Below are 19356 nucleotides of genomic sequence, written 5' to 3'. Positions count from 1 at the left end.
CTTACTCATTGTGGACGTCCCGCTTTGGACGGGAGTCGTCAGATTGTCGTTCGGGGTTCTGTCGGGTCTTCGCCGCACGAGAGGAATCCTCGCCGCCCGTGCCATTGTTCGTCGGGTGTCCGCCGTCCGGGTTCATCACGTTATCACCCGCGCCTTGCAGGTCTTGGATAACCGGGACGATCTCACTCCGTAGCTGTTCCTCGGTCGGCATCTCGACCTCGGGGTCAATCCCGACGCGAGTCGCGAACGCTTCACGGGTCAGGAACCCCGCGAAGAACAGGTCAAGTGCCTCCTGGGTTTCCAGGCGTTCTTCGTCGCTGGAGTGTTCCCCGAACTCAAACTCGGGGAGAACCTCCTGGTAATCCTCGGGCGTCGGGTGGCCCATGATGGACCGGAACACCACCTGTTCGACGGTAGTCTTGATGATACGCTGGTATCGCTTGATGCGTCGGTCGAACTTCGGCATCGTCGAGAGCGCCTGATTCTGACTGCCCTCCGTATCAAGCATCAAGTGCATCGGGACACCCAGCCCGGCACTCATGCGACCCAGGAGGTGCGTGAACGTGCCCTCCAGGTTCAAGACGCCGCCCTGGGAGCTGGTCGACGTCGTGCCAACCACGTCGAAGTCAACGTCGTGGCCGACCGCGAGCATCGAATCCGGTTCGATGGCTTCGACGGTATCCAGCCACTCGTCGATTTGCGTGGGCGTGTAGTGTCGGTCGTCCGTGCCGAGCTTCCACAACACGGGCGGGTAGGCCTTGGTCGCGACGAAGCGCGCCATGTCGATCTCCATGTCACGGAGCATATCGGCCTGTTCACCGAACCGCTCGATGAGTGAGCGACCGTAATCCTCGCCGGGGTGGTAGTGGAACTTGAGGTGGGCCACGTCGTAGGGGCCGTATTCCACGGGGTCGTCGCCGGGAACCTCCATCTCGTAGCCGGTGACGCGCCCGAACTCGTCGGTGAGAATCTTGATCTTCTCACTCGGGAGCAATCGCGGGGAGAACACCTCGTCTTCCCACACAATCTCGATGTATCCGGTGCCGTCGACGAGCGCGTGCCACACCCACAACTGTAGGACTTCCTCGAAGTTGCTGGACTCAATGAGTCGCTTCAACTCCGCGATGTCCTGGTGGGTCTGTTCCTCGTCGGTGAACGGGATGTTCTTCGGCTTGATGACGAACCCGGACCCCACGAGGTAGTCGACGAGCGTCTGCACGCCCTCGCCCACATGGGGGTCGGTGTCCGCAATCAGACGGTTCTCCGTTATCTGTTGAACCGGAGGGTCCGTTGGTCGAACGTTGCCACCCGGTCCCTTCTGCTTGACTACGCCAATCGGGGCCTCAAGTGCGAACTCAAGGTTCCCGTCGCGTAGTTGTCGCTCAAGGAAATCTCTGGTTTCTCCCATAAAGTATTGAAAGGGTTGTCTTACCGCCGGTACCGGGCGCTGTACGTCTTCCTGTTCCCCCGCTTCACGTTCGTCGCCCCAAACGCAACCGGGTGCGTCTCCTCGGGTCGATACGCCTCACCAGCCCGCGACCGGGCGGCAGACGGCGTAACTCCTTCACCGAACGACTCCACCTCACGCTCCTTTGCGTGCATTTGCGTCGACCGCGACGTATCCAACATCACCGGGTACGCGCCCAACATGACGGACATGGCAATGTCGTCCTTGCCGTCCTTGGACTGCTCCTTCCCGGTGAACTTCGGCTTCTGATGGTCTTCCTTCTGGACCTTCACAATCGACGACAACTGGTCGAACATCCGGTCGTCGTCGTGGAGGGTGACCAGGCCGTTCCGCAGGCCGTAGTTCAGGTCACCCATCATCTGCTTCACGCCGTCACGGTCATTGAAGTCGAAGCCGTGAACGCCGTACCCGATTGCGTCTTCGATGATGGTCTTGAACGACTTCCCGAACGAGGTCGCGTCCATCACGAAGTGTTCGACGCCGAGCTGGGCCTTCAGTTGCTTGAGGCGCTTGGCGATATGATTCGGGTTCGCGCGGTCGGGGTTCTCAATGCCGGATAGTTCGAGCGCGCGCCGATCCAGTACCTCCTGGTAGCGCAGGTGGCGCTTCTTCCCGGTGTGTTCGAACACCGAGATAACCGTCTCGTCGTCGGTCATCCCGAAGTCCACACCCGCAACCATCGTCCCGCCGTACTGTGGGGACACGGAGGGTCCGAACACCTCCTTCCCGCCAGCTTCCATGGCGGCCTGAATCGACGCCACGGAGAAGAACCGGTACTCGTCGCTGATAGGACGGCACAGGTACTCCTGGGCGAACCCTTGTGGGTCCTGTGCGCGCTCCTGTTCGACCGCCTCGATGTCCATGTCCGGGCGCACCGGCTCGACGTCCTGCTTGAACAGCGACGTCTCAATGTCAATCGCGTCCGGGTTCTTGAACGACGGTTGCTTGATACAGATGGGGACCGGGTGGCCCTCCTCGTCCAGCCCACGGGTGTTCCCGCGGCGGTGCGTCGTCATGAACAGGTCGTTCGCCACCTTCGGCGTACTGACCTGGATCATCTTCGCGTCACCGAGCGATACGAACGGCATGAACGCCCGCATCGTATCCTCCTGGTTCTCAAGGAAAGCCATCTCGTCCACGAAGACGGCCTTCGCGGAGTCGTCACCACGCGCACCCTCGGGGTTCCCCGTGTACGCGCGGAAGGTCGCGCCGTTCCACAGCACGATCTCGCCCTTGTTGTCCTTCTGGACGGGTATCTCGACCTTCGCCTCCTGAATCAGCTTACGGATGTCGTTCACCCGAGACTCGGACGACGACTTCCGCGTGCTGACAATCGGGAAGAACGCTCCTGGCGTCTGAATCCCGTCGATGAGGAGTGCCAACATGAAAATGAAGGACACCCCGATTCGGCGACCCTTGTAGACGTTGAGAATCTTGCCGTCAGAGTAGAAGTACGCGTGGAGGAGTTGGGGCTGATACGGCCAGAACAACTCCAGGTCTTCAATCTTGTGCGACTCCTGGCTCTTGACTCGGAACAGGTCTTCGGCGAGAAGCTCGGGGTGTCCGTCCCACCGCTCAAGGAGAGCGGCGACAGACGCCCCAGTTTCCTCGGAGAGACGTTCGGCTATTTCACGAGTCATATGAGATGTTTCCTAAAACGGAACGTCGCCAGCGCCCGCCTGGGCGGTCTGGTCGGTTCCGACGCGTACCTCGATGGTCGCGATTTCGGGGATTTCCGCGGGAAGGCGTTGCTGGATAGCGGCGGTCGTCATGGGAGACAACCCACAACCGTCACACGCCCCGTCCAGGGCGAGAACCGCGTGTCCAGCGTCCAAATCCACGGCTTCGACGTATGATTCGCCACCGTGCATCGCAATCTGCGGGAAATTGAACGCGAGAAAGCGGTCAATCGCCTCGATTACGTCCTGGTCGTTCATCCGAGGTCCGGCTTGATGATGACCGTCAACGACTCCGAGGGGAACGTTTCGACCGTCCCATCGGGGTACGTCAGCTCAAACTCGGCCTGGAACGTGCCATGTTCGGCGGTATCGGCGGCCTTCCAGCCGTATCCAACCACGCCGCGCGGTCCATCGACCACCTGTCCGTCGTCGTCGACGGTCAGGGTGTCGCCCCCGATGGGCTTCATCATGAAGCGGACGTCACACCCGGTGACGTCGATCATCTCACCGCGCTCGCCCGTGACGTTCCCGCCGATGGGCGGTGACGTGTCGTTCTGTGTTAGCGTGAAAACGGTCATTTTCGGTCTTTGAAGATGTCAATGCGGCGCGTCCCGGTTCGAGACACGCGGTCCCAATCGAACAGTCGGTTGAAGACAGCAGGGTCAACCGAATCCAGTTCGAGCCTCCCCGGAAGCATCACCGCGAAGACGGTGTTACTCACACTCGGGTCAACTGGAACGCCGACCAGTAGTTCACCGACGTCTGGCACCGAGATAGACTCGCCAGGAGTCGCGGACACGATGTCCGTACTCGTAAGCGAGAGCGTCGGCGTGGCGTCGGTGACCGCGATCTGCGACCACGTAACCAGCGGAGCCACGAACCCGAGGGCCATGGACTCGCTGTCGGTGGTCGCACTCACTGGACCGGTCGACTTCGTGGGGTCGAGTCCCGTGAAGACCAGTTCGCCAGTGTCCGCGACCGCCGCAAGGTCGAGAATCCACGTTACAGCGGGTTCAATACCGCCCACGGTCAGGAATCCCGTGTCTCCAATCGCGGAGACTGCCCCGACGTTCTTGTCGACGTCCAGGGCGGTGAGCGACAGGTGTGCCGTCTCACCCGGAACCGCTCGCCGTGCAAGGTCAATCGTTGCGTCGTACCCGATGACCGAGAGGCCACCGAGTGCGGGCGTGGCAATCGACACACCGGGAATCGCCCGCGGGTTCGATGACGCGAGCGCGAGACTCGATGGGTTCGCCGGGACCGACCGGGGTCCGACACTCATCGTCGGCGTGGTGTCCTTGAAGCGGAGCCGACCGCGGTCAGCCGCAACCTTCGTGTAGACACCGGCCAGCGGCGAGAACGCGCCCACCGCCATCGAAGACGGCGTTGGCGTTGCACTTACCGACCCCGTGGCCGTCGTGGGAGAGCCACCACTGAGGCTCAAGCCCGCAACCGACATACTCACAACCTTCCCGATGGTTGCCGTGGGAGAGAACGCAGAAGCCGTCAGCGTCCCTCGATTGATGGTCGCCGCCTGCGAACCGGCGCTTGGCGGGTTTTCGCCCGTCGTTCGGTACCCGTTGTACCCAGGGATGATGTCTTCATACGTGATACCAGGGTCGGTCCCGTAGTGGTTCCCGTAGAAGTTCATGTTCTGCCACGTCGAGGTGGTCTGGATGATGACCTGTCCGTAGGTGTCAGTTGGTCCAGACAGACTCGGGATAGCTTCGTCCGCGAAGAACCAGTTATCCCAAATCACACACTCGTCGTTCGGGACATCCCGAATCACAACGATGTGGTTGTGAAGGTCGTCCCACGTTCGGAAGATCGTCTCCACAACGTTGTTGTGAATCTCGTAGCGCGTCCCTGCGGGGGAGTGCGCGTCGATGTTGTGGAGAACCTGCAAGGGGCCACAGTGGTTGTACCGGAACCTGTAGCCGTAGTTGTCGCCCGTCGTGGCGACGTCATGGCGGTTGTAATTGAAGTAGTTGTACTCAATTATCGGGTTCCCGCCGTCCACGGAGACACCGTAGCCGAGGCCGTCCTTGTTACACTCGCGAATTACATTGTGGTGTATGTGCGCGTCGACCGTGCTGGGTTCAATGTCGATGCCTGCGAAGCTGAACCCCCAAATCTCGCAGTTATCCACTTCCGCGGTGTGGAACATCTCCACGCCACTCGCACTGGAGCTACCCGTGGTATCGGAGCCGGGGTGCGGCCCCTCAAGTCGGATACCCGTCAGCCGGGCACCGTCGTTGACCTGGATAACCTCACCAGGTTCAGCCGCCGTGTAGATGTGTGCGCCCGGTGCGTCGTTGATGCCTCGGTCAGAAGCCAGCGTGACGTCCGGTGGGACGTTGATGTGCGTCGACCCCGCGTCGATGCTCGCACTGCCGTCGATGTACACGATGTCCCCAGCCGAGGCCGAGGATAGTGCGCTCGTGATTCCCGAGAGCGTACTGACCGTGACCGTTGCTTCACTCGGGTCGACGGTGTGTCCGTATCCGGTTCCGCCACCAATGTTCGTCTGTGACGTGGTGTTCGTCGGAGCCGCGTTTCCAGGCTCGACGACGTGGAAGTTGTCAACGTTGACTCGTCCACCCGTGTCGCTCTGCTGGAATATCTTGACGCCGCCGTTGATGCGGTACGCCGAGTTTGCCGTAATCGTGGACACGACGGTCCCGCTCCCAATCTCCGTGACGGTCGCGGTAATGTCGCCGTCAGCACCACTTATCGTACCGTCGTCCCAAACGATTTCGAGCTGGTATGCGGTGTTCGCGGCGTAAGATGCCCCGAAGTCGACGGCGATTCGCTGTTGGGAACTTCCAAGCTCCCACATCTCCAGATTCCCGCTCTGGATGTCACAGTCAACGCGGTATTCGTCGTCGACGCCATCCCACCCGAAGTAGAGATGGACTTCACCAGTGGTCGCGGTCGCGGAGCCGACCGTCGTCTCGAAGTCCAGGTAGAACTTCGTGCCCTTCTCGGGGTAGATCGGGAGGCCGGAGGTACTCTCCAGGCGCTCCTTGAGGCCACCGGAGACTTCGTAGCCGCTGGTGCCCTCGGTCGCGAAGTTCGTCGTGATACTGCCATCGCCGTAGATAACAGTCCAGTTGTTCGTGTTCCCGTCTTCCCAGGAATCCACGATGGTCGTGGTTTCAGTGACGACACCGCCCGTGGTCTGAACGTTGTAGCCGGTAATGTTCAGGCCCGCGGGACCGTCAATGACAGCCGTCTGTGGGCTGGATGACGCGGGGCGCTCGACGCGGAAGTAGTCCACGTTGACGCGCTCGCCGGTATCAGGTGTCTGGAAAATCTTGACGCCGCCATCGCTCCGGTACGTGCTGTTCGCGGAAACACTCGCGGTAACCGTGTCAGCGGCCACATCACGGAGCGTGGCGGTTATGTCACCGTCCGCGCCACCGAGCGTGCCGTCGTCCCATACGATCTTTATCTCGTAGTGGGTGTTCGCATTGACAGTGAGGCCCCAATCAACGCCGATTCGGGCCTGCTGGGAGCCAAGTTCCCATAGTTCGAGTGCGCCACCCTGAACGTCGACGTCCAGGCGGTACTCGTCGTCCACGCCGTCCCACCCAAAGTGAACTTGGACCTGGGTCGTGGCCGCGGTTGCGTCACCGATGCTGGACTCCATGTCCAGGTAGATGGTGTCTCCCTTGACGGGGTAGGTCGGAAGACCATCCCCAGGCTGGCTCTCCAGCCTCTCCTTGAGGCCGTTGGAGGCTTCGACACCACTCGTTCCGTCAGTCGCGAAGTTCGTGGTGATCGTGCCGTTGCCATAGGATTGGGTCCACCCATTGAAGTTCCCGTCTTCCCAGGAGTCGATTGATTCAACGGGCATCAGTCACCTCACCCGAGGGTCAGCACGCCAGCGACGTCCCACTCGATAGAGACGTCACCGCCGTTCGTCGGGAGCGGGAAGTCCGCGCTCGTCATGTACGCGAGAACGGGGCTGTCGGCGTCGTTCGTGACCTCCTTGTAGATGAGCGCGCCCTGAATCGTGTCGTCCGTGGAGCCGCCGAGGGCGCTCCAGGTGAGGTTCGTCGCGTCCATGACGGCCTCGTTGTCAACGTTGTCCTGGCTGATGCTCGGGGCGAGCGTCTTGCGAGCGTAGTTGGTCGCGTTCAGCTCGCTCGCGGTCACGTCGTCGAGAACGTCGTTGACGTAGACTTCGGTGTCGATGTCGGGGGTGTACGCGATGTCGTCTGCAACGAGAGCGACCTTGAGGGTGTCCGCGTCGAGGTCGATGCTACCGTTGAACAGGAGGGTCTTGAAGTTGTTGTAAATGCTCGTCATTTGTCTAATTTATAGGTTTTTCTTAGGGTTTTCTTAGAGGGACGCGTCAAGAGACACAAAATCCCCCTTCCCGGCCCTGATCCAGCAATCCGAGTGTCCGTAAACGCCACCAGTCCACCAAAACGCGATAGCGGTGCGCTCGGACCCCTCTCGGAAATTGAAAATCTGGACGTCAGCCGGGTTATCGTCGTTCGTAATAGGTGAGCAACAACGGGAAGCCGGGGAACTCACCCAATCTACACTCACGCGAGCCGCTGGTCGAGGAACTCGTCCCACTGAACCAGCATCTTCGCGCTAATCTCGTTCGCCACGAGGACCTCGCGGAACTCATGCGCCCGAATCGCCGCCTTCCCGCGGATGTCCGCCGAAACCGCCAGCGTATCCGCCGGAACCGCCGCATCGGGGCGCACTTCGTAGTGCGAGCGTCCCATCTTCACGAAAACCGGCAATCCGAACGCCGAATAGCGGTCGTACACCTGCGCTTCGACGTCTTCGTACTCGTCAGCCGCAAGCAACACACCGTCGCCGCCGTGTTCCGTGACCGTACAGGTCCCGAGATAGTACCCGGAACTGAACGGCTCCAGGTACATCGTTAGTTCTCTGACTCGTCAGCGTTCTCAGGCTCAGATTCCTCGAACGCCGCCGGGTCATACTCGTGTTCGCTCTTATCAAGGGCGTCAGCCATCCCCTCAACCAAGCCCGCGACCGTTCGAGAGGCGTCTTCGGCCTGCCCGATCTCGTCGCGGTGCTTGCGGGAGATACCCAGCTCGTCCTTCATCTTCATGACGAGACGCCGCTGGGCCTGTTCCTCACTGATGAGGTAGTGAGCCTGCTCCTCGCGCTCAAGGAGAGAGCCATCCGGGCCGTAATTGCCCTTCGTGGTGGTCAAATCGCGATTCGCGTTGATGACGTCGTTGGCCCGTCCGTCGCGGATGATCGCCAGGGCGAGCGCGTGCATATCCTCCATCGCGCTCGGGTCCTCGTCGAAGTCAATCCCGTACTTCTCGGGCCACTCGTACATCACCTCCTCGTAGAACTCGCGCTCGTAGTCGCGAAAGTTCTCCATCAGGTGCTTTCGATTAAGGAAAAATCCGTGGCTCATGTTAGCAAGTGGGTCCAGGTTGTCGAGGTTCGGATTCGAACTGAAACTGCCGCCGTGGAACCGACAAAACGGGGCTTTCGACCCGTCGTCGTTCGTCTTCGCCCGGTTCTGGCAGTACCGCTGGGGGCCGTCGTACTCCTCGGGTTGCTTCCCGATGGGCATGAGACAGAACGCCTCCTCGAAGGGGCGCTCAGTCTCCAGATACAGGGGTGAATCCAGGTACTCTTGCTTGAGTTGGCCTAATTCAGCGGTCGACGCCCCAGTTATTTCCCCAAATGCCATTACGTGAGTGAGTTTCCGGGGTGGTATCCCAGTGGGACACCCATGTTCGATCTTCCAATGAGTCTATTTCACCCGTAATTCATCGGGAAGGTCCGTTCAACCCTCTCTCAATTACAGTGAGTCAATACAATCCTCAAGAACAGTGTTCGTGTCCACATGAGTCTCTCATGTGAAACTGCTACTGTGTTCTCCCAGGCGTGGTTGCCAGGGAGCGTTCTTCAATAGTAGTAATATACAATGGGTACTTATACTTTATATACCCCCGTGGGTACACGCCCTCTATCCCTCGTCTACGGCTGGCACCCAGTAGCATACATCGGCGCTATCGGAGTGCCAGTATGCCGTGCCAGCCCACCCAGGACATGAGCGTGTTGCTTGATATAAAAAGCATCGGTCATTGTACGATGTCAAGTCTATTTAATCTCGGACGACTTAGAGCCACCTGAGTCGGCCAGGCCCCTCCGTGTTGGAGGACACAAGGGGGCAGGGCTGACTCACTTTACTGAAACCAGTAAGCGAGTTACAACCACTTCCCCGACCCCCGTTCCGCACCGCGTTTACGAATCAACGGTTCCGCATTATATGGCTATCGGTTATGTCATTTGAAAAACTCCATTGGCACCAGCCCAAAATTACCAAAAATTTTCGCACGAACTAACAATGATCCACGGGCGAGTGCGTCCGGTGGTGTCGCAACCCAACTTGCGGTGTTACCCCACTTGGGTTGGATACCGTTGGTACGCACCACCACCACCGAACGCCGGGGGTTGGGTGGCCGTTGGTGATAGCCACCACCACCGCGGTCGACCGGCAGAGTGTCGGCCCACCAACACCTCGGGAGTGTGGACAGGTCGGGATTGTGGATAAGTCCAATCCTCCAACCAATCAAAACCGATAGACGGCGGCTTGTTACTCGGACTTGAGTCCTACCCGTTTCGGGAAGCTCCTGAGATGACGATTATCCAATCCTTCGTATCGGGAAGGTTCGACGACCGACCGCGGACGGACGGCCACCGACCGCGCGCACCAGCAAAACCGATAGACGGCGCGGCCTTCCCGACGTAGCCCACGCCCCACGCGCGTTAGGAGCGTTGCGAAACGACGGCCAACCGCGGTCGACCGTCCCACGGACCACTTGTGTCCATACGTTGTCCAATCCCACAGACACAAGTCAACCCTCCAAACGCCCGAATCCTTGCGTCTCAGGGGTTTCTTTATATACGTTACCGGTACCACAATGCTTAATACGGTGGCAGGTATCTCTGTAGATGTCGAAGAACCAAGCCCGAAACGGCCTCTGAACGTTCAAGACTCCCACCCACCCGAGGGTGGCAGGTAAGCGCCACCGGACCCAACCATGGGGCCAACCCACGGTCTTACAGGCTTAGGTTGAGTGTTCCGACACTTCCGACTCATGGACTGTCCGGGTTGTGACCTTGGCATGGCAACGACCGTCTTAACGGACCTAAGGTAAAGTGCTAAGAGAATCACACTATAGGGCTACGACTCTGTAGACTAAGGCGCGGGTATGGCACCCGAAGTTAACCCCCAACCACCTGAAACCGAAGGTAACGGACCTTCCCGCATCTGAGAGTGGTGCGTGTTAAGGGGTTGGTTAGCCCTACGACATCTGTAGGAGTGAGAGTCTCGTAAAATAAAAGACACTTTTGTTCGGTAGGAAAAGGCCAACCCGTTGCACGGGCTACCTCGGGAACCTGCGGGGAACGGGAAGGGTAGGGAACGGCGATCCCAATAGCGCGAGCTTTGGGAACCGCCCGGTGATTAGCCTCAAGGCAAGTTGTCGGGTTGGAGATACAGCACCACTACTACGTAGTGGGGAAACTCGTCGGTACCGACTCCCTCCGAACCGGGAAAGCGATAGCGCGTATGGTTTCGTTAGTGAAAGCGATTTACCGCGCCAAGTCATGTGACACCAAGCTGACGGTGGTTGGTAGTGACTCAACCAAAGAGCTGTTGAGATACTTTCTCGGAAGTGTTGCCTGCTGAAAATTGTGTTCGGAAAACGCGACAGTTAGGTCTACTGGCAAGATAACTTGTTACCCATAGGGAACCCGCAACGGGCGGGGTATCGAACGATAAATCCCACATACGCTGGGTTTGTTTTGACATTTCTATGGGATATAAGTGTGCGCCGTAGGCCGATTCGTGGCTACGCCACAGTTAGCTGAAAGCGTGATTCGCAGACATATAGGCAGGCTTGTAGCACACACTACTTGATTGGAACAAACCCGGTGGGTACTATCGAATTTCCGTGCGGCTTGCGCGGTATTTAAGCAAGCCCAAGTAACCCGTATCGCCCGACGACCAAACCAACCAACCAAACAGCCAATGTTCGCACAAGAACCCAAGGCCGACGTAGCAACGACCACGACCGAAACCAACACCAGCGAAACCACGACCGAGGGACCGTTCCCCGGACGCATCCAATCTCGCGAGGATTACTGGGCGGGTATCGACCTGAAGCGCATAGTTGGGGCAAGTGTCCTTCGCTCTGACAAGGTACGCGCCAAGGAGAAAGACGGTTCGACGATGACCGCCGACCGCAACCGTAGCCCCCTACTGCGGGAATACGATTTGGTCATGGAGATATCAAAGGACCTGAGCAAAGCCTTCCGTAGTGACAAGTCGGACAACTTGCCCGGCCTTCGCGAATACCGCAACCAGTTCCCCGAACCCGATGCGGATATGTGGCGGGATTTCTTCGCTCGGACCTTCGGTGATTCGTTCAAGCTAACGGGTATCCACAAGGTTCCCCAAGACGTTGCCATGAACACCTACGGGATAGATTACACCAAGGACAAGCAAGACCCAATCTACCTTCCCGAGTTCGAAGGGATGGGTGTCTACCAAGTTCCCCCGGAGCTGGAGGAAAGCGAAGCGGTCGAAGAAACCGAATCTGAACCCGAACCGGAATCCAGCGGGAAGCCCGCGAACGCCGGAGACAAGGCCGCACAGTACAAGAAGGACCACCCGCACCTATCGAACGACGACGTTGGAGCCAAGTTCAACATCTCCGGTACGGCGGTCGCAAATGCCTGCAAGCGCAACTTCGGTGAGGAGGGCTATGAGGCAATCAAGGCCGAAGGCCGCGAAGCCCGCCAAACCGAAGGTGGCTTCGAGTTCGTCGAATCCGAACCCGAAACGGAATCCGCGGACCTTCCGTTCACCGCCGACCAGCTCGAAAAGGCGAAGGCCCTTGCCGGTGGCAACCTCGACGCCGCACTCGACCTCCTAATCGCGCTCCAGTAAGCCATACGCGGCGGCTTACACAATCCTTTGACAAACCTGTAGTGGCGGACGCTGGTTCGACTCCAGCAACAGGAGTGGGGAACGCCCCCAAGCAACCCGGAGCTGTATCGCCGCGCGAACAAACCAACCCGAACCAATCGAAACCAAACCAATGAGCGACGTAATTAGCGTCAAGCAACACTTGTCGTACCGCTATCTGGACGAATCGCCGTGCCCGAAGTGCGATTGCACGCACACGGTTATCTCGGGCGAAACCCGGTCGGACTTCTACGAACGGAAGTGCCCGGTGTGCCTATTCCACGAGACGAAGCGCCACGAACACCGCATTGTCGAACCCTGACCGAATCGCGATCCGAACCAAACCAACATCAATGAGCTACAGTTACAGTTTCACCCGAAGCGAGATTGCCGCCGAACACCCCGCCGATGGCCTTTGCCCGGTGTGTTCATCGAACCGAACCAACCACGTCGACTTCAGTAGCGACCGAATCACCTACGTTCGCTGTTCGGATTGTGGGTGCGATTCCGAAGTCGATTGGCAGTAAGCCCGGCTAAGACAATCCTTAGACAACCTTAATACGACTGCCGCGAATATACTACTGAGAACTAACCCATGAGCCACAGCCGAACCCAAATCATCCCCGATATGCCGGACGGCGCATTGACCATCTCCTGTTTCAGCGCGAAGCAAGCGAACGAACTAACCCGAATCCTCTACGACGAGAACCCCGGTTCGCTCTATCACGTCGAACACTACCCACGAACCCACGACGATACCGGCGAGTGGGAAGACATCCTGCTCGTAATCAGGCAACTCAGCCACCACGACGGCTTCGGTTGGGCGTCGAGTGATTCCCACCCCGAACCTGACTACTGGGCGGAGGACCTGCTATGAGCGCCACATTGCGATCCCAACTCAAGGCACCGGACCTCATCGAGAAGTACGGTAATTGGAGTCGAATCGAACACATCGAACAAACAGAGAACTTCCCCGGTCTGGTCTACATCGAGTCGGCGAACCGGGATATGCCCTTCTCCCTGTTGCATACGATTCAGCGAGAACCCCGGCTATACGTATGGCAAGTGCTGGCAACCGAAGACGGACGCGCCGCGATGTTCGTTGGCACCCACGACCGAGAGTGAATACCTATGATAGAATACAGTTTCCACATCCACAACCCGAGCCGCATAATCAGCGACACCGAACAAACCCAAATCGCGATTGCCCTATCGAACATCCTTCTCGAAAACCACGACGTCAGTTGTGACGACATCGGGATCGAACTCAACCTGGTCGAAGAACAATGAACCCCGACAGACAACCCCAACAGTGCGGTCACTGCGGTAAGAACGAATACAACACGAGTATCATGCGGGTTTCCTGCTTCCCTCGTAAGGAGCTTCCCGATGAATACGACGCGTTGTGTCGGCCCTGTGCCGAACAGTTGGACGAGTTCGACCCAGCGAACCTCACCGACGACGAGCTGATAGCGGCTATCATCTCGGACAGTATCGGTTACGCAAGTCCACGCCACGCCGCCTTCCACGTTCGCGACTATCGCGATGGGGAAACCGGCGTTCACTGTGAACGCGGCCACGCAATCTTCGACGGCGACCTTCTCGCGCTCATGGAGAGCGCCGGTCGACACTGGTTGGGCAAGTCCGAACAGGACAAGCAACGGTTGCTTGCCAAGGTTCAGCGGTGGGCTGAACTCGAAGACGAAGACCGTATGGCGGGCGTGACGCTCTCGATGATGATGCCGGTTGGGGGGTTGTGATGCCACGCCGTGCCGCCCCACCCCTGACGAAAGAACAGGCCGAAGAACGCTACGGCGACGGCGAAGTGCAAGAGTGCCGGGGTTGCGGTGGCTGGTATAGCCGCCACTCGTATCCCGGTGCGTGCTTCGCCTGTGCGGTTGGCCTCAAGCCGTACCGCGGATAAGAAAACCCTTACACAACATTACCATGCACCTCGACACCACCGAACCCCGATACGCACTGCTCAACACCGACCTGAACCGAATCCTCACCGACGCCCGCGGCCACTCGACGTTCGGTAACATCGCCGACGTTGCCGACTTCTACTGGGGCCTCGGTTGCCCGGACCACATCGTGATAGTCACGATCCGAACCAAGCGAAGCGAAACGCTCACCGACGAGGTTCGGATGCTCGTCGCTGAACGCGACCTGATGTAACCATACCCATGACCCTCATGCCACAAGAGACGCGAATAGACATCCTCGACGACGGAACCGCCCGCCTCACCGATGGGGATGGGTGGATACTCACCACCCATTTCATTTGGCTGAGTGATTGGGAGTAAGGTAATCCCACAATGGCACTACTACTGGTATCCCATTAGTGGTGTCCCACTGGGTATCCCATGTAAGTATTGAACGTTCACTATTCCATGTTCAACATCGGGAAGTCGGTGTGCATTAGGAGTAGTGTCCATTAGCGGTACGGAATTTCAGTACGGGGTACCGTTTTTTGAGTACCCCACAATCGGAGACAGAAAACAATGAGTACCAACCTCAACACCAGAACCATCAGCGAAACGAGCGACAAAATCACCACCGAAGAATACGCCAAGACAACCCCGGCGGCGGTCCTGACAGTCATTGAGACGAACGTCGGTGACTTGACCGTCCCCGAGTGGTACATCCCGACGACCAAAGCGGTGTACGACAAACAGGGCGTCGTCGAGAGCTGGGCACAGAAGAAGTTCCCCGTTCACACCGTCAGTCTGTGCCCCGATTCGGACGACAGCGTGTTCCGATCCAAACTTCGCAACACCAGCAAGAACCAGACGGCGTATCAATACACGGACGGCACCGGTATCTGCTACCACTACAGCACCATCTGTGGGATTCGCACGAAGTCCGGGTTGGTGTTCAACAACCAGCAGAACTACGCCAGCGGTCGCGTCACCCTGTATTCGGTCCCGCACCGGTTCTCCGATGGGAACCTCCCATTGACGACGCTCCGCGAGATCGTTCGGGGAACCGACGTCGACCTGTTCGACATCACGGAAGTCATCGAGGGGAAGAACGCCGAGCTGGTGGTCTTCGGTTCGGGCCGCGAGGTTGTCGCCATCGGCTACGACGCAACCGCGGCTCAGGGCAACGGTGAGTTCGCGTTCCTGTTGACCGAAGACGAGCAAGAGATGGTTCGCCGGGAACCCGACCGTATCTACGACATCCTCATGCCGGTTGAGGTGGCGCGGTTCCTGAACGACGGCGTGAAGCTCAACGAGAACCCCCGCATCTACGGCCACAAGGCGGACGGCGAAACCATCATGCGACAGGGTGAACACTTCTTCGTCCCGTATCCCGACTTCGAGTACCGGTACGCCGACACCGTTGTTGGCGACCGAGCAAACCCGGATGGGCTGGAGAAGCCTCAAACGAACAAGGTCCGGTACGGTCGCCGGTACCGGGCGCACCACGACCTTGGGTCGCACATCCCTCGGGACTACATCCAGCTCACGGACGGTCGGCGGTTCGTTCGAGGGACGATTCGACACCTTCGGCGCGAACACCGGATGCTGAACCTCGGTGAGACGTGGCACGAAGTGTTCACGAACGACCGCGAGGTGACCGTGATTGGCGACCGGTCGACGCTCTCGGACTGATGGGGTTCACCGCGATGCTGGCCTTCTCATTGGGGACAGCGGCGGTGTTGCTGGTGGTATCGTTCGCGTGGGAGTTACGGCACGACATCGTTCGCCCGTTCAAAGACAACCCTAAGAAAACCCATAGAAAACCTTAAGTCGTCTCCCGCGAATATACTACTGAGGGCAAACGGCACGCGGCGAAACTGGTTCTCCCCCTTCCCGACGAAATCCGATACTGGCGTTCACAGTTTGGTTCGATCCCGAACATCGGACTGTGGCGGCGGCCACTCTAATCCACGCACCATCGGTAACACGGACTAATCTACATATGAGCAGTAGCAACGACACCAACAGCGGCACCGCCACCGAAACCATCACCAACCAGGAAATGATTCGCCTCCTGAACGAACCCGTCACCATGACCGTCTCGACGACCCTCTACGGGTTCAACGCGCTTCTCTCCGGGCTGGAGGTAGTCTCCGAGCTGGAGATGGAACAGGGCGACGTCAAGAAGGCCATCAACACCCTCATGTTCCTCTCCAGTATCGAAGACGAGAACCCCGACATCCACGCCAAGTACCAAACCATCATCGAGTACGTCCAGAACGACTCCATTGAGATGGTTGAGGGCAACGAGACGCTCGAACTCGTCCCGACCGACGACGAGGAGGATGCGGAAGAACAGTAGGGTCACGATTGACCCCGACCGACTCCACGCCATCGAGGTCGTTGGGTCCGGTCTGGTGCTTCTCACTCTCTGTCTCTGGTTGCTTGGGGCGCTGTCGTAGGACAGTACAAATCGACAGCGGTTGCCCTGTATGGTTTTACTGATGTTCGATTCATCAGCAGGGCGTGGCCCATGGTGGAGGGCCACCTGCGGTATGTGGAACACGGAACGAGGAATTACAATTATGGGAATCAAAGCAAGCAAGGAAGTAAAGCAGTTAGTCAACAAGAACAGCGGCAAGTCGCTCCGGCGAGGTAGCACGGACAAGCGGTTCTACCCGGTCACGAACGCGACCTTCAAACAGCTGTACCCGACGAAGGAGTGGCAATCGCGCTACTACCAGACGGTGTACGGAGGCCGCTGATGGAACCCTACTGGGTTCGGTACGCCCGGTTGCAGGACCGCGAGTACGACGAGGGTGGCGAAGTTGTGATCGCTTACGCGAAGAAGATGGGGTGGCTCGTCGACGAAGCCAACCTGGAGGCGCTGTCGTGAGGCCCGGCCCGGATTGGACCGTCGAGTCGCACAGCGTCGGTGTCCCCGGATTTACGGAGGATAGGTTCTATCACAAGTCCGGTCGCATCGAAATTGCGATTAGCCCGTATAACGGGATGGACGACGGCGAGACACCGGTTCGGGAGTTCTACACGAACGTCTACGAGTACCGAACCTACGACGAAGATAACGACGAGTGGATTGACGACTGTCTGCTCGTGTCGAAGCGCACGAAGACCCATGCGGCGGCGCTTAGTTGGGCGCTTCACTTCACGACGAACCTACTGGACCTGATTGACCACCAGGGCGGACGGCCCCTGAAACCCGCGCGGTAGCCGTCACACAGCGGAGAGAAACCTATGTTTATCAAATACGCACTTCTGGACAAGTCAACTGGGTTGTTCAAGGCGGTCCCGAGCGAGGGAACCGACCTCTTGGACTCCTGGGACGACGCGGTTGAGTTCGCCGATCTTCTACGCGACACCGAACCCGGTGATTGGAGCATCGTTCGGGTGAAGGCACTATGAGTACGAGCGAGGAATCCACGCGGTTACACGTCCTTGACCTGTGCCGTCCTGGTGTTCCCCTGGAGTTTGCCGAGTGGCGGAGTCTCTACGATAAGGAGTGGAAGGCGAGCTTGGCGAACCCCGAGAACGAAAACGAGTGGCTCGTGTTGACGTGGAACGACTACAACCAGCGTCGTGTCCACCAACTGTGGCCCTGACAACCAAGAACAATCATGAGTACGAACAACGACATCCCCGGCGACTGCCGGTGCTTGAACTGTAGAATAACCTTCGCGGCCCCGTCGAAGCGGTTCGTCGGGAACTACTGCCCGGAGTGTTCGGCGTACTTCGCTGAACACGGGCGGCATAGAGAAACCTAAGACAACCTTTGGTTTCCCGGTGGCACGAGCGGCGGCAGGAGGGTTCGACTCCCTCCCGTGTCGTGTAACCCACCGCGGGTTGCCCCAATCGTCCGCTGGGTAATGCGGACCACCACAATCATGAGAGCAGACACGACTATCAAGTTCGCAGGCGTGGACAGCATGGACAACTTCTGGATGGAGTGGGACGACCAATACGGAGACAAGCCCGAACGGTCCTTCGGTGACGTGATACGGGCGCTCCCCCGCGCCATGCACGCCGACGTTGCGTGGCTGAACGAAGTCACGAACGACTACGAGGCAACCGAGCGGTTCTCCGCAATCGTCGATCCCGAGCGCATGATGAAGATGGCGAACGGCGAGGATGTCGACCCCCTGTGGCACATCCCCACCGACAACTACACCATCATCAACCCGATGGACGCCTACGCGCCCCTCGAAACCGCGCTCGACGAGAACGACCTAAGTGGGTCGATGTTCGGTGAAGCCCGCCTCTACCGCGGTGGTGGCGAGGTTCACATCGACATCCTGTTCCCCGAGAAGTACATCGACTACCAGGACTCGCGCGTCCTTGCTGGTATCACCACCGGCTACGACTTCTTCGGGCAAACCACCCTCTACGCCGTTGGGTACGCCCAGGACACCGGCTGCAAGAACAGTATGCGGGACCTCACCGACGAGAAGACGCGCAAGCACGTTGGCGAACCCCAGGACTTCAGCGAGTGGTGGACGGACATCCTCCTCCAGATAGATGTGATGACCGACCACCTAACCGAGATCATCCGGTTCGCGGAAGCAACCACGATGGACTTCACCGACCTCCCGTTCACGCTCGGCGAGTTCTACGAGAACCTCGGGATTCCGAGTTACCTGGCGGAGTCCGCGGCTCGTGACGCCCGCGCTCGTTCCGAAGACCCCTTCGCAATCAGCCTGTGGGACGTTCACTCCGGGCTGACCTACGCGCTCACGCACTCCTTCCGGGGTGGCGAGTCCGGGTCACTGGTTGGGTACGTTCAGACGGCGAACGACCTGCTGATGAACCCCGATTCGATGGTCCGCCGGGCAACCACGAGCTACGAGCGTTCCCTGGAGGGCGACGAAGCGGACGAACTCGGGAACCCCGAGAACTCCGGTCGCGCCGCCATTGAGCGCCTGGAGACGAGCATCCACGAGAAGCGCGCCGAGTACGGCGAGTTCGAGAACCGCATGGAACGTGTTCTCGCAACGATGGACGGCGACGACGGCGAGGCACCCGCCGCATGAGAGTCACCTACGACGACCCAACTGAGTGGTTCAGCTCGCGAGTCGACGGAGACGAAGACAACCCGGTGATCGTCGTCGAGAACCGGGAGGGCGCGGCGCTCTACCTGGACAAGTCGTTCATCGACGAGTACATTGACGAGGATGTGTACGACATCGTGAACCAACTCGCCGAGGAAGCAATCGAGGTCTACTATCTGGAGTACGACCACCTGTTCGGCGTCCCCAGTTACTTCGAGGAACGCTAATGGTTCGG

At 58.9% G+C, this 19356-nt stretch carries 23 protein-coding genes; 15 read left to right on the top strand and 8 right to left on the bottom strand.

Going from position 1 to position 19356, the window contains the following annotated elements; all coding sequences use genetic code 11:
- Position 1: 1 nt before the first annotated feature.
- The 8 genes from VYJ16_RS12940 to VYJ16_RS12905 form a co-directional block, all read right to left on the bottom strand.
- Positions 2 to 1408, bottom strand: a complete 1407-nt coding sequence (locus VYJ16_RS12940; protein ID WP_336350723.1) for a phage portal protein family protein — start codon at positions 1406 to 1408, stop codon at positions 2 to 4.
- 20 nt (positions 1409 to 1428) lie between these two features.
- Positions 1429 to 3108 carry a terminase large subunit domain-containing protein gene (locus tag VYJ16_RS12935; RefSeq protein ID WP_336350722.1) on the bottom strand — a complete coding sequence of 560 codons (1680 nt, stop codon included), beginning with the start codon at positions 3106 to 3108 and terminating at the stop codon, positions 1429 to 1431.
- Between the two features lie 12 nt (positions 3109 to 3120).
- Positions 3121 to 3405 carry a NifU family protein gene (locus VYJ16_RS12930; RefSeq protein WP_336350721.1) on the bottom strand — a complete coding sequence of 95 codons (285 nt, stop codon included), beginning with the start codon at positions 3403 to 3405 and terminating at the stop codon, positions 3121 to 3123.
- Positions 3402 to 3725 (bottom strand): hypothetical protein, encoded by a 324-nt coding sequence (locus VYJ16_RS12925; RefSeq protein ID WP_336350720.1) that lies wholly within the window; start codon positions 3723 to 3725, stop codon positions 3402 to 3404. Before VYJ16_RS12925 ends, VYJ16_RS12930 begins: the two co-directional genes overlap by 4 nt.
- The gene (locus VYJ16_RS12920; RefSeq protein WP_336350719.1) at positions 3722 to 7006 is read right to left on the bottom strand and encodes a hypothetical protein; all 3285 of its coding nucleotides are present in this window, start codon (positions 7004 to 7006) and stop codon (positions 3722 to 3724) included. The genes VYJ16_RS12925 and VYJ16_RS12920 overlap by 4 nt, the downstream gene beginning before the upstream one ends.
- Positions 7007 to 7014: 8 nt before the next feature.
- Positions 7015 to 7461, bottom strand: coding sequence for a hypothetical protein (locus VYJ16_RS12915; protein ID WP_336350718.1), 447 nt, complete (start codon positions 7459 to 7461; stop codon positions 7015 to 7017).
- Positions 7462 to 7703: 242 nt separating this feature from the next.
- A complete protein-coding gene (locus VYJ16_RS12910; protein WP_336350717.1) occupies positions 7704 to 8051 on the bottom strand; it encodes a DUF5802 family protein in 348 nt (115 codons plus the stop codon).
- 2 nt (positions 8052 to 8053) lie between these two features.
- Complete coding sequence (locus VYJ16_RS12905; protein WP_336350716.1) at positions 8054 to 8845, bottom strand: hypothetical protein; 792 nt, start codon at positions 8843 to 8845, stop codon at positions 8054 to 8056.
- 2349 nt (positions 8846 to 11194) lie between these two features.
- Here VYJ16_RS12905 and VYJ16_RS12900 point away from each other — a divergent pair.
- The 15 genes from VYJ16_RS12900 (at position 11195) to VYJ16_RS12830 (ending at position 19348) form a co-directional block, all read left to right on the top strand.
- On the top strand, positions 11195 to 12115 hold the full coding sequence (locus VYJ16_RS12900) for a hypothetical protein (protein ID WP_336350715.1): 921 nt from the start codon (positions 11195 to 11197) through the stop codon (positions 12113 to 12115).
- Between the two features lie 646 nt (positions 12116 to 12761).
- Complete coding sequence (locus tag VYJ16_RS12895) at positions 12762 to 13010, top strand: hypothetical protein (RefSeq protein WP_336350714.1); 249 nt, start codon at positions 12762 to 12764, stop codon at positions 13008 to 13010.
- Complete coding sequence (locus VYJ16_RS12890) at positions 13007 to 13258, top strand: hypothetical protein (RefSeq protein WP_336350713.1); 252 nt, start codon at positions 13007 to 13009, stop codon at positions 13256 to 13258. The genes VYJ16_RS12895 and VYJ16_RS12890 overlap by 4 nt, the downstream gene beginning before the upstream one ends.
- Before the next feature lie 6 nt (positions 13259 to 13264).
- Positions 13265 to 13423 (top strand): hypothetical protein, encoded by a 159-nt coding sequence (locus VYJ16_RS12885; RefSeq protein WP_336350712.1) that lies wholly within the window; start codon positions 13265 to 13267, stop codon positions 13421 to 13423.
- A 137-nt stretch (positions 13424 to 13560) separates the two neighbouring features.
- The gene (locus tag VYJ16_RS12880) at positions 13561 to 13893 is read left to right on the top strand and encodes a hypothetical protein (protein ID WP_336350711.1); all 333 of its coding nucleotides are present in this window, start codon (positions 13561 to 13563) and stop codon (positions 13891 to 13893) included.
- Between the two features lie 187 nt (positions 13894 to 14080).
- Positions 14081 to 14311, top strand: a complete 231-nt coding sequence (locus tag VYJ16_RS12875; protein WP_336350710.1) for a hypothetical protein — start codon at positions 14081 to 14083, stop codon at positions 14309 to 14311.
- A 326-nt stretch (positions 14312 to 14637) separates the two neighbouring features.
- Positions 14638 to 15750 carry a hypothetical protein gene (locus tag VYJ16_RS12870; RefSeq protein WP_336350709.1) on the top strand — a complete coding sequence of 371 codons (1113 nt, stop codon included), beginning with the start codon at positions 14638 to 14640 and terminating at the stop codon, positions 15748 to 15750.
- A gap of 310 nt (positions 15751 to 16060) precedes the next feature.
- Positions 16061 to 16420 carry a hypothetical protein gene (locus VYJ16_RS12865; RefSeq protein ID WP_336350708.1) on the top strand — a complete coding sequence of 120 codons (360 nt, stop codon included), beginning with the start codon at positions 16061 to 16063 and terminating at the stop codon, positions 16418 to 16420.
- A 223-nt stretch (positions 16421 to 16643) separates the two neighbouring features.
- Positions 16644 to 16823 carry a hypothetical protein gene (locus VYJ16_RS12860; protein WP_336350707.1) on the top strand — a complete coding sequence of 60 codons (180 nt, stop codon included), beginning with the start codon at positions 16644 to 16646 and terminating at the stop codon, positions 16821 to 16823.
- The gene (locus VYJ16_RS12855) at positions 16823 to 16954 is read left to right on the top strand and encodes a hypothetical protein (protein ID WP_336350706.1); all 132 of its coding nucleotides are present in this window, start codon (positions 16823 to 16825) and stop codon (positions 16952 to 16954) included. The genes VYJ16_RS12860 and VYJ16_RS12855 overlap by 1 nt, the downstream gene beginning before the upstream one ends.
- The gene (locus VYJ16_RS12850) at positions 16951 to 17289 is read left to right on the top strand and encodes a hypothetical protein (RefSeq protein WP_336350705.1); all 339 of its coding nucleotides are present in this window, start codon (positions 16951 to 16953) and stop codon (positions 17287 to 17289) included. Before VYJ16_RS12855 ends, VYJ16_RS12850 begins: the two co-directional genes overlap by 4 nt.
- A gap of 24 nt (positions 17290 to 17313) precedes the next feature.
- A complete protein-coding gene (locus VYJ16_RS12845) occupies positions 17314 to 17481 on the top strand; it encodes a hypothetical protein (protein ID WP_336350704.1) in 168 nt (55 codons plus the stop codon).
- On the top strand, positions 17478 to 17678 hold the full coding sequence (locus VYJ16_RS12840; RefSeq protein ID WP_336350703.1) for a hypothetical protein: 201 nt from the start codon (positions 17478 to 17480) through the stop codon (positions 17676 to 17678). Before VYJ16_RS12845 ends, VYJ16_RS12840 begins: the two co-directional genes overlap by 4 nt.
- 282 nt (positions 17679 to 17960) lie before the next feature.
- Entirely contained in the window at positions 17961 to 19103 is a 1143-nt protein-coding gene (locus VYJ16_RS12835; RefSeq protein WP_336350702.1) for a hypothetical protein, read from the top strand.
- Positions 19100 to 19348, top strand: coding sequence for a hypothetical protein (locus tag VYJ16_RS12830; protein ID WP_336350701.1), 249 nt, complete (start codon positions 19100 to 19102; stop codon positions 19346 to 19348). Before VYJ16_RS12835 ends, VYJ16_RS12830 begins: the two co-directional genes overlap by 4 nt.
- Positions 19349 to 19356: the final 8 nt, after the last annotated feature.

The organism is Halorubellus litoreus (assembly GCF_037081675.1).
Lineage (GTDB): Archaea > Halobacteriota > Halobacteria > Halobacteriales > Natrialbaceae > Halorubellus > Halorubellus litoreus.
Note: the sequence above shows the minus strand (reverse complement) of the source record. Positions and strands in the feature narration are given on the sequence as shown.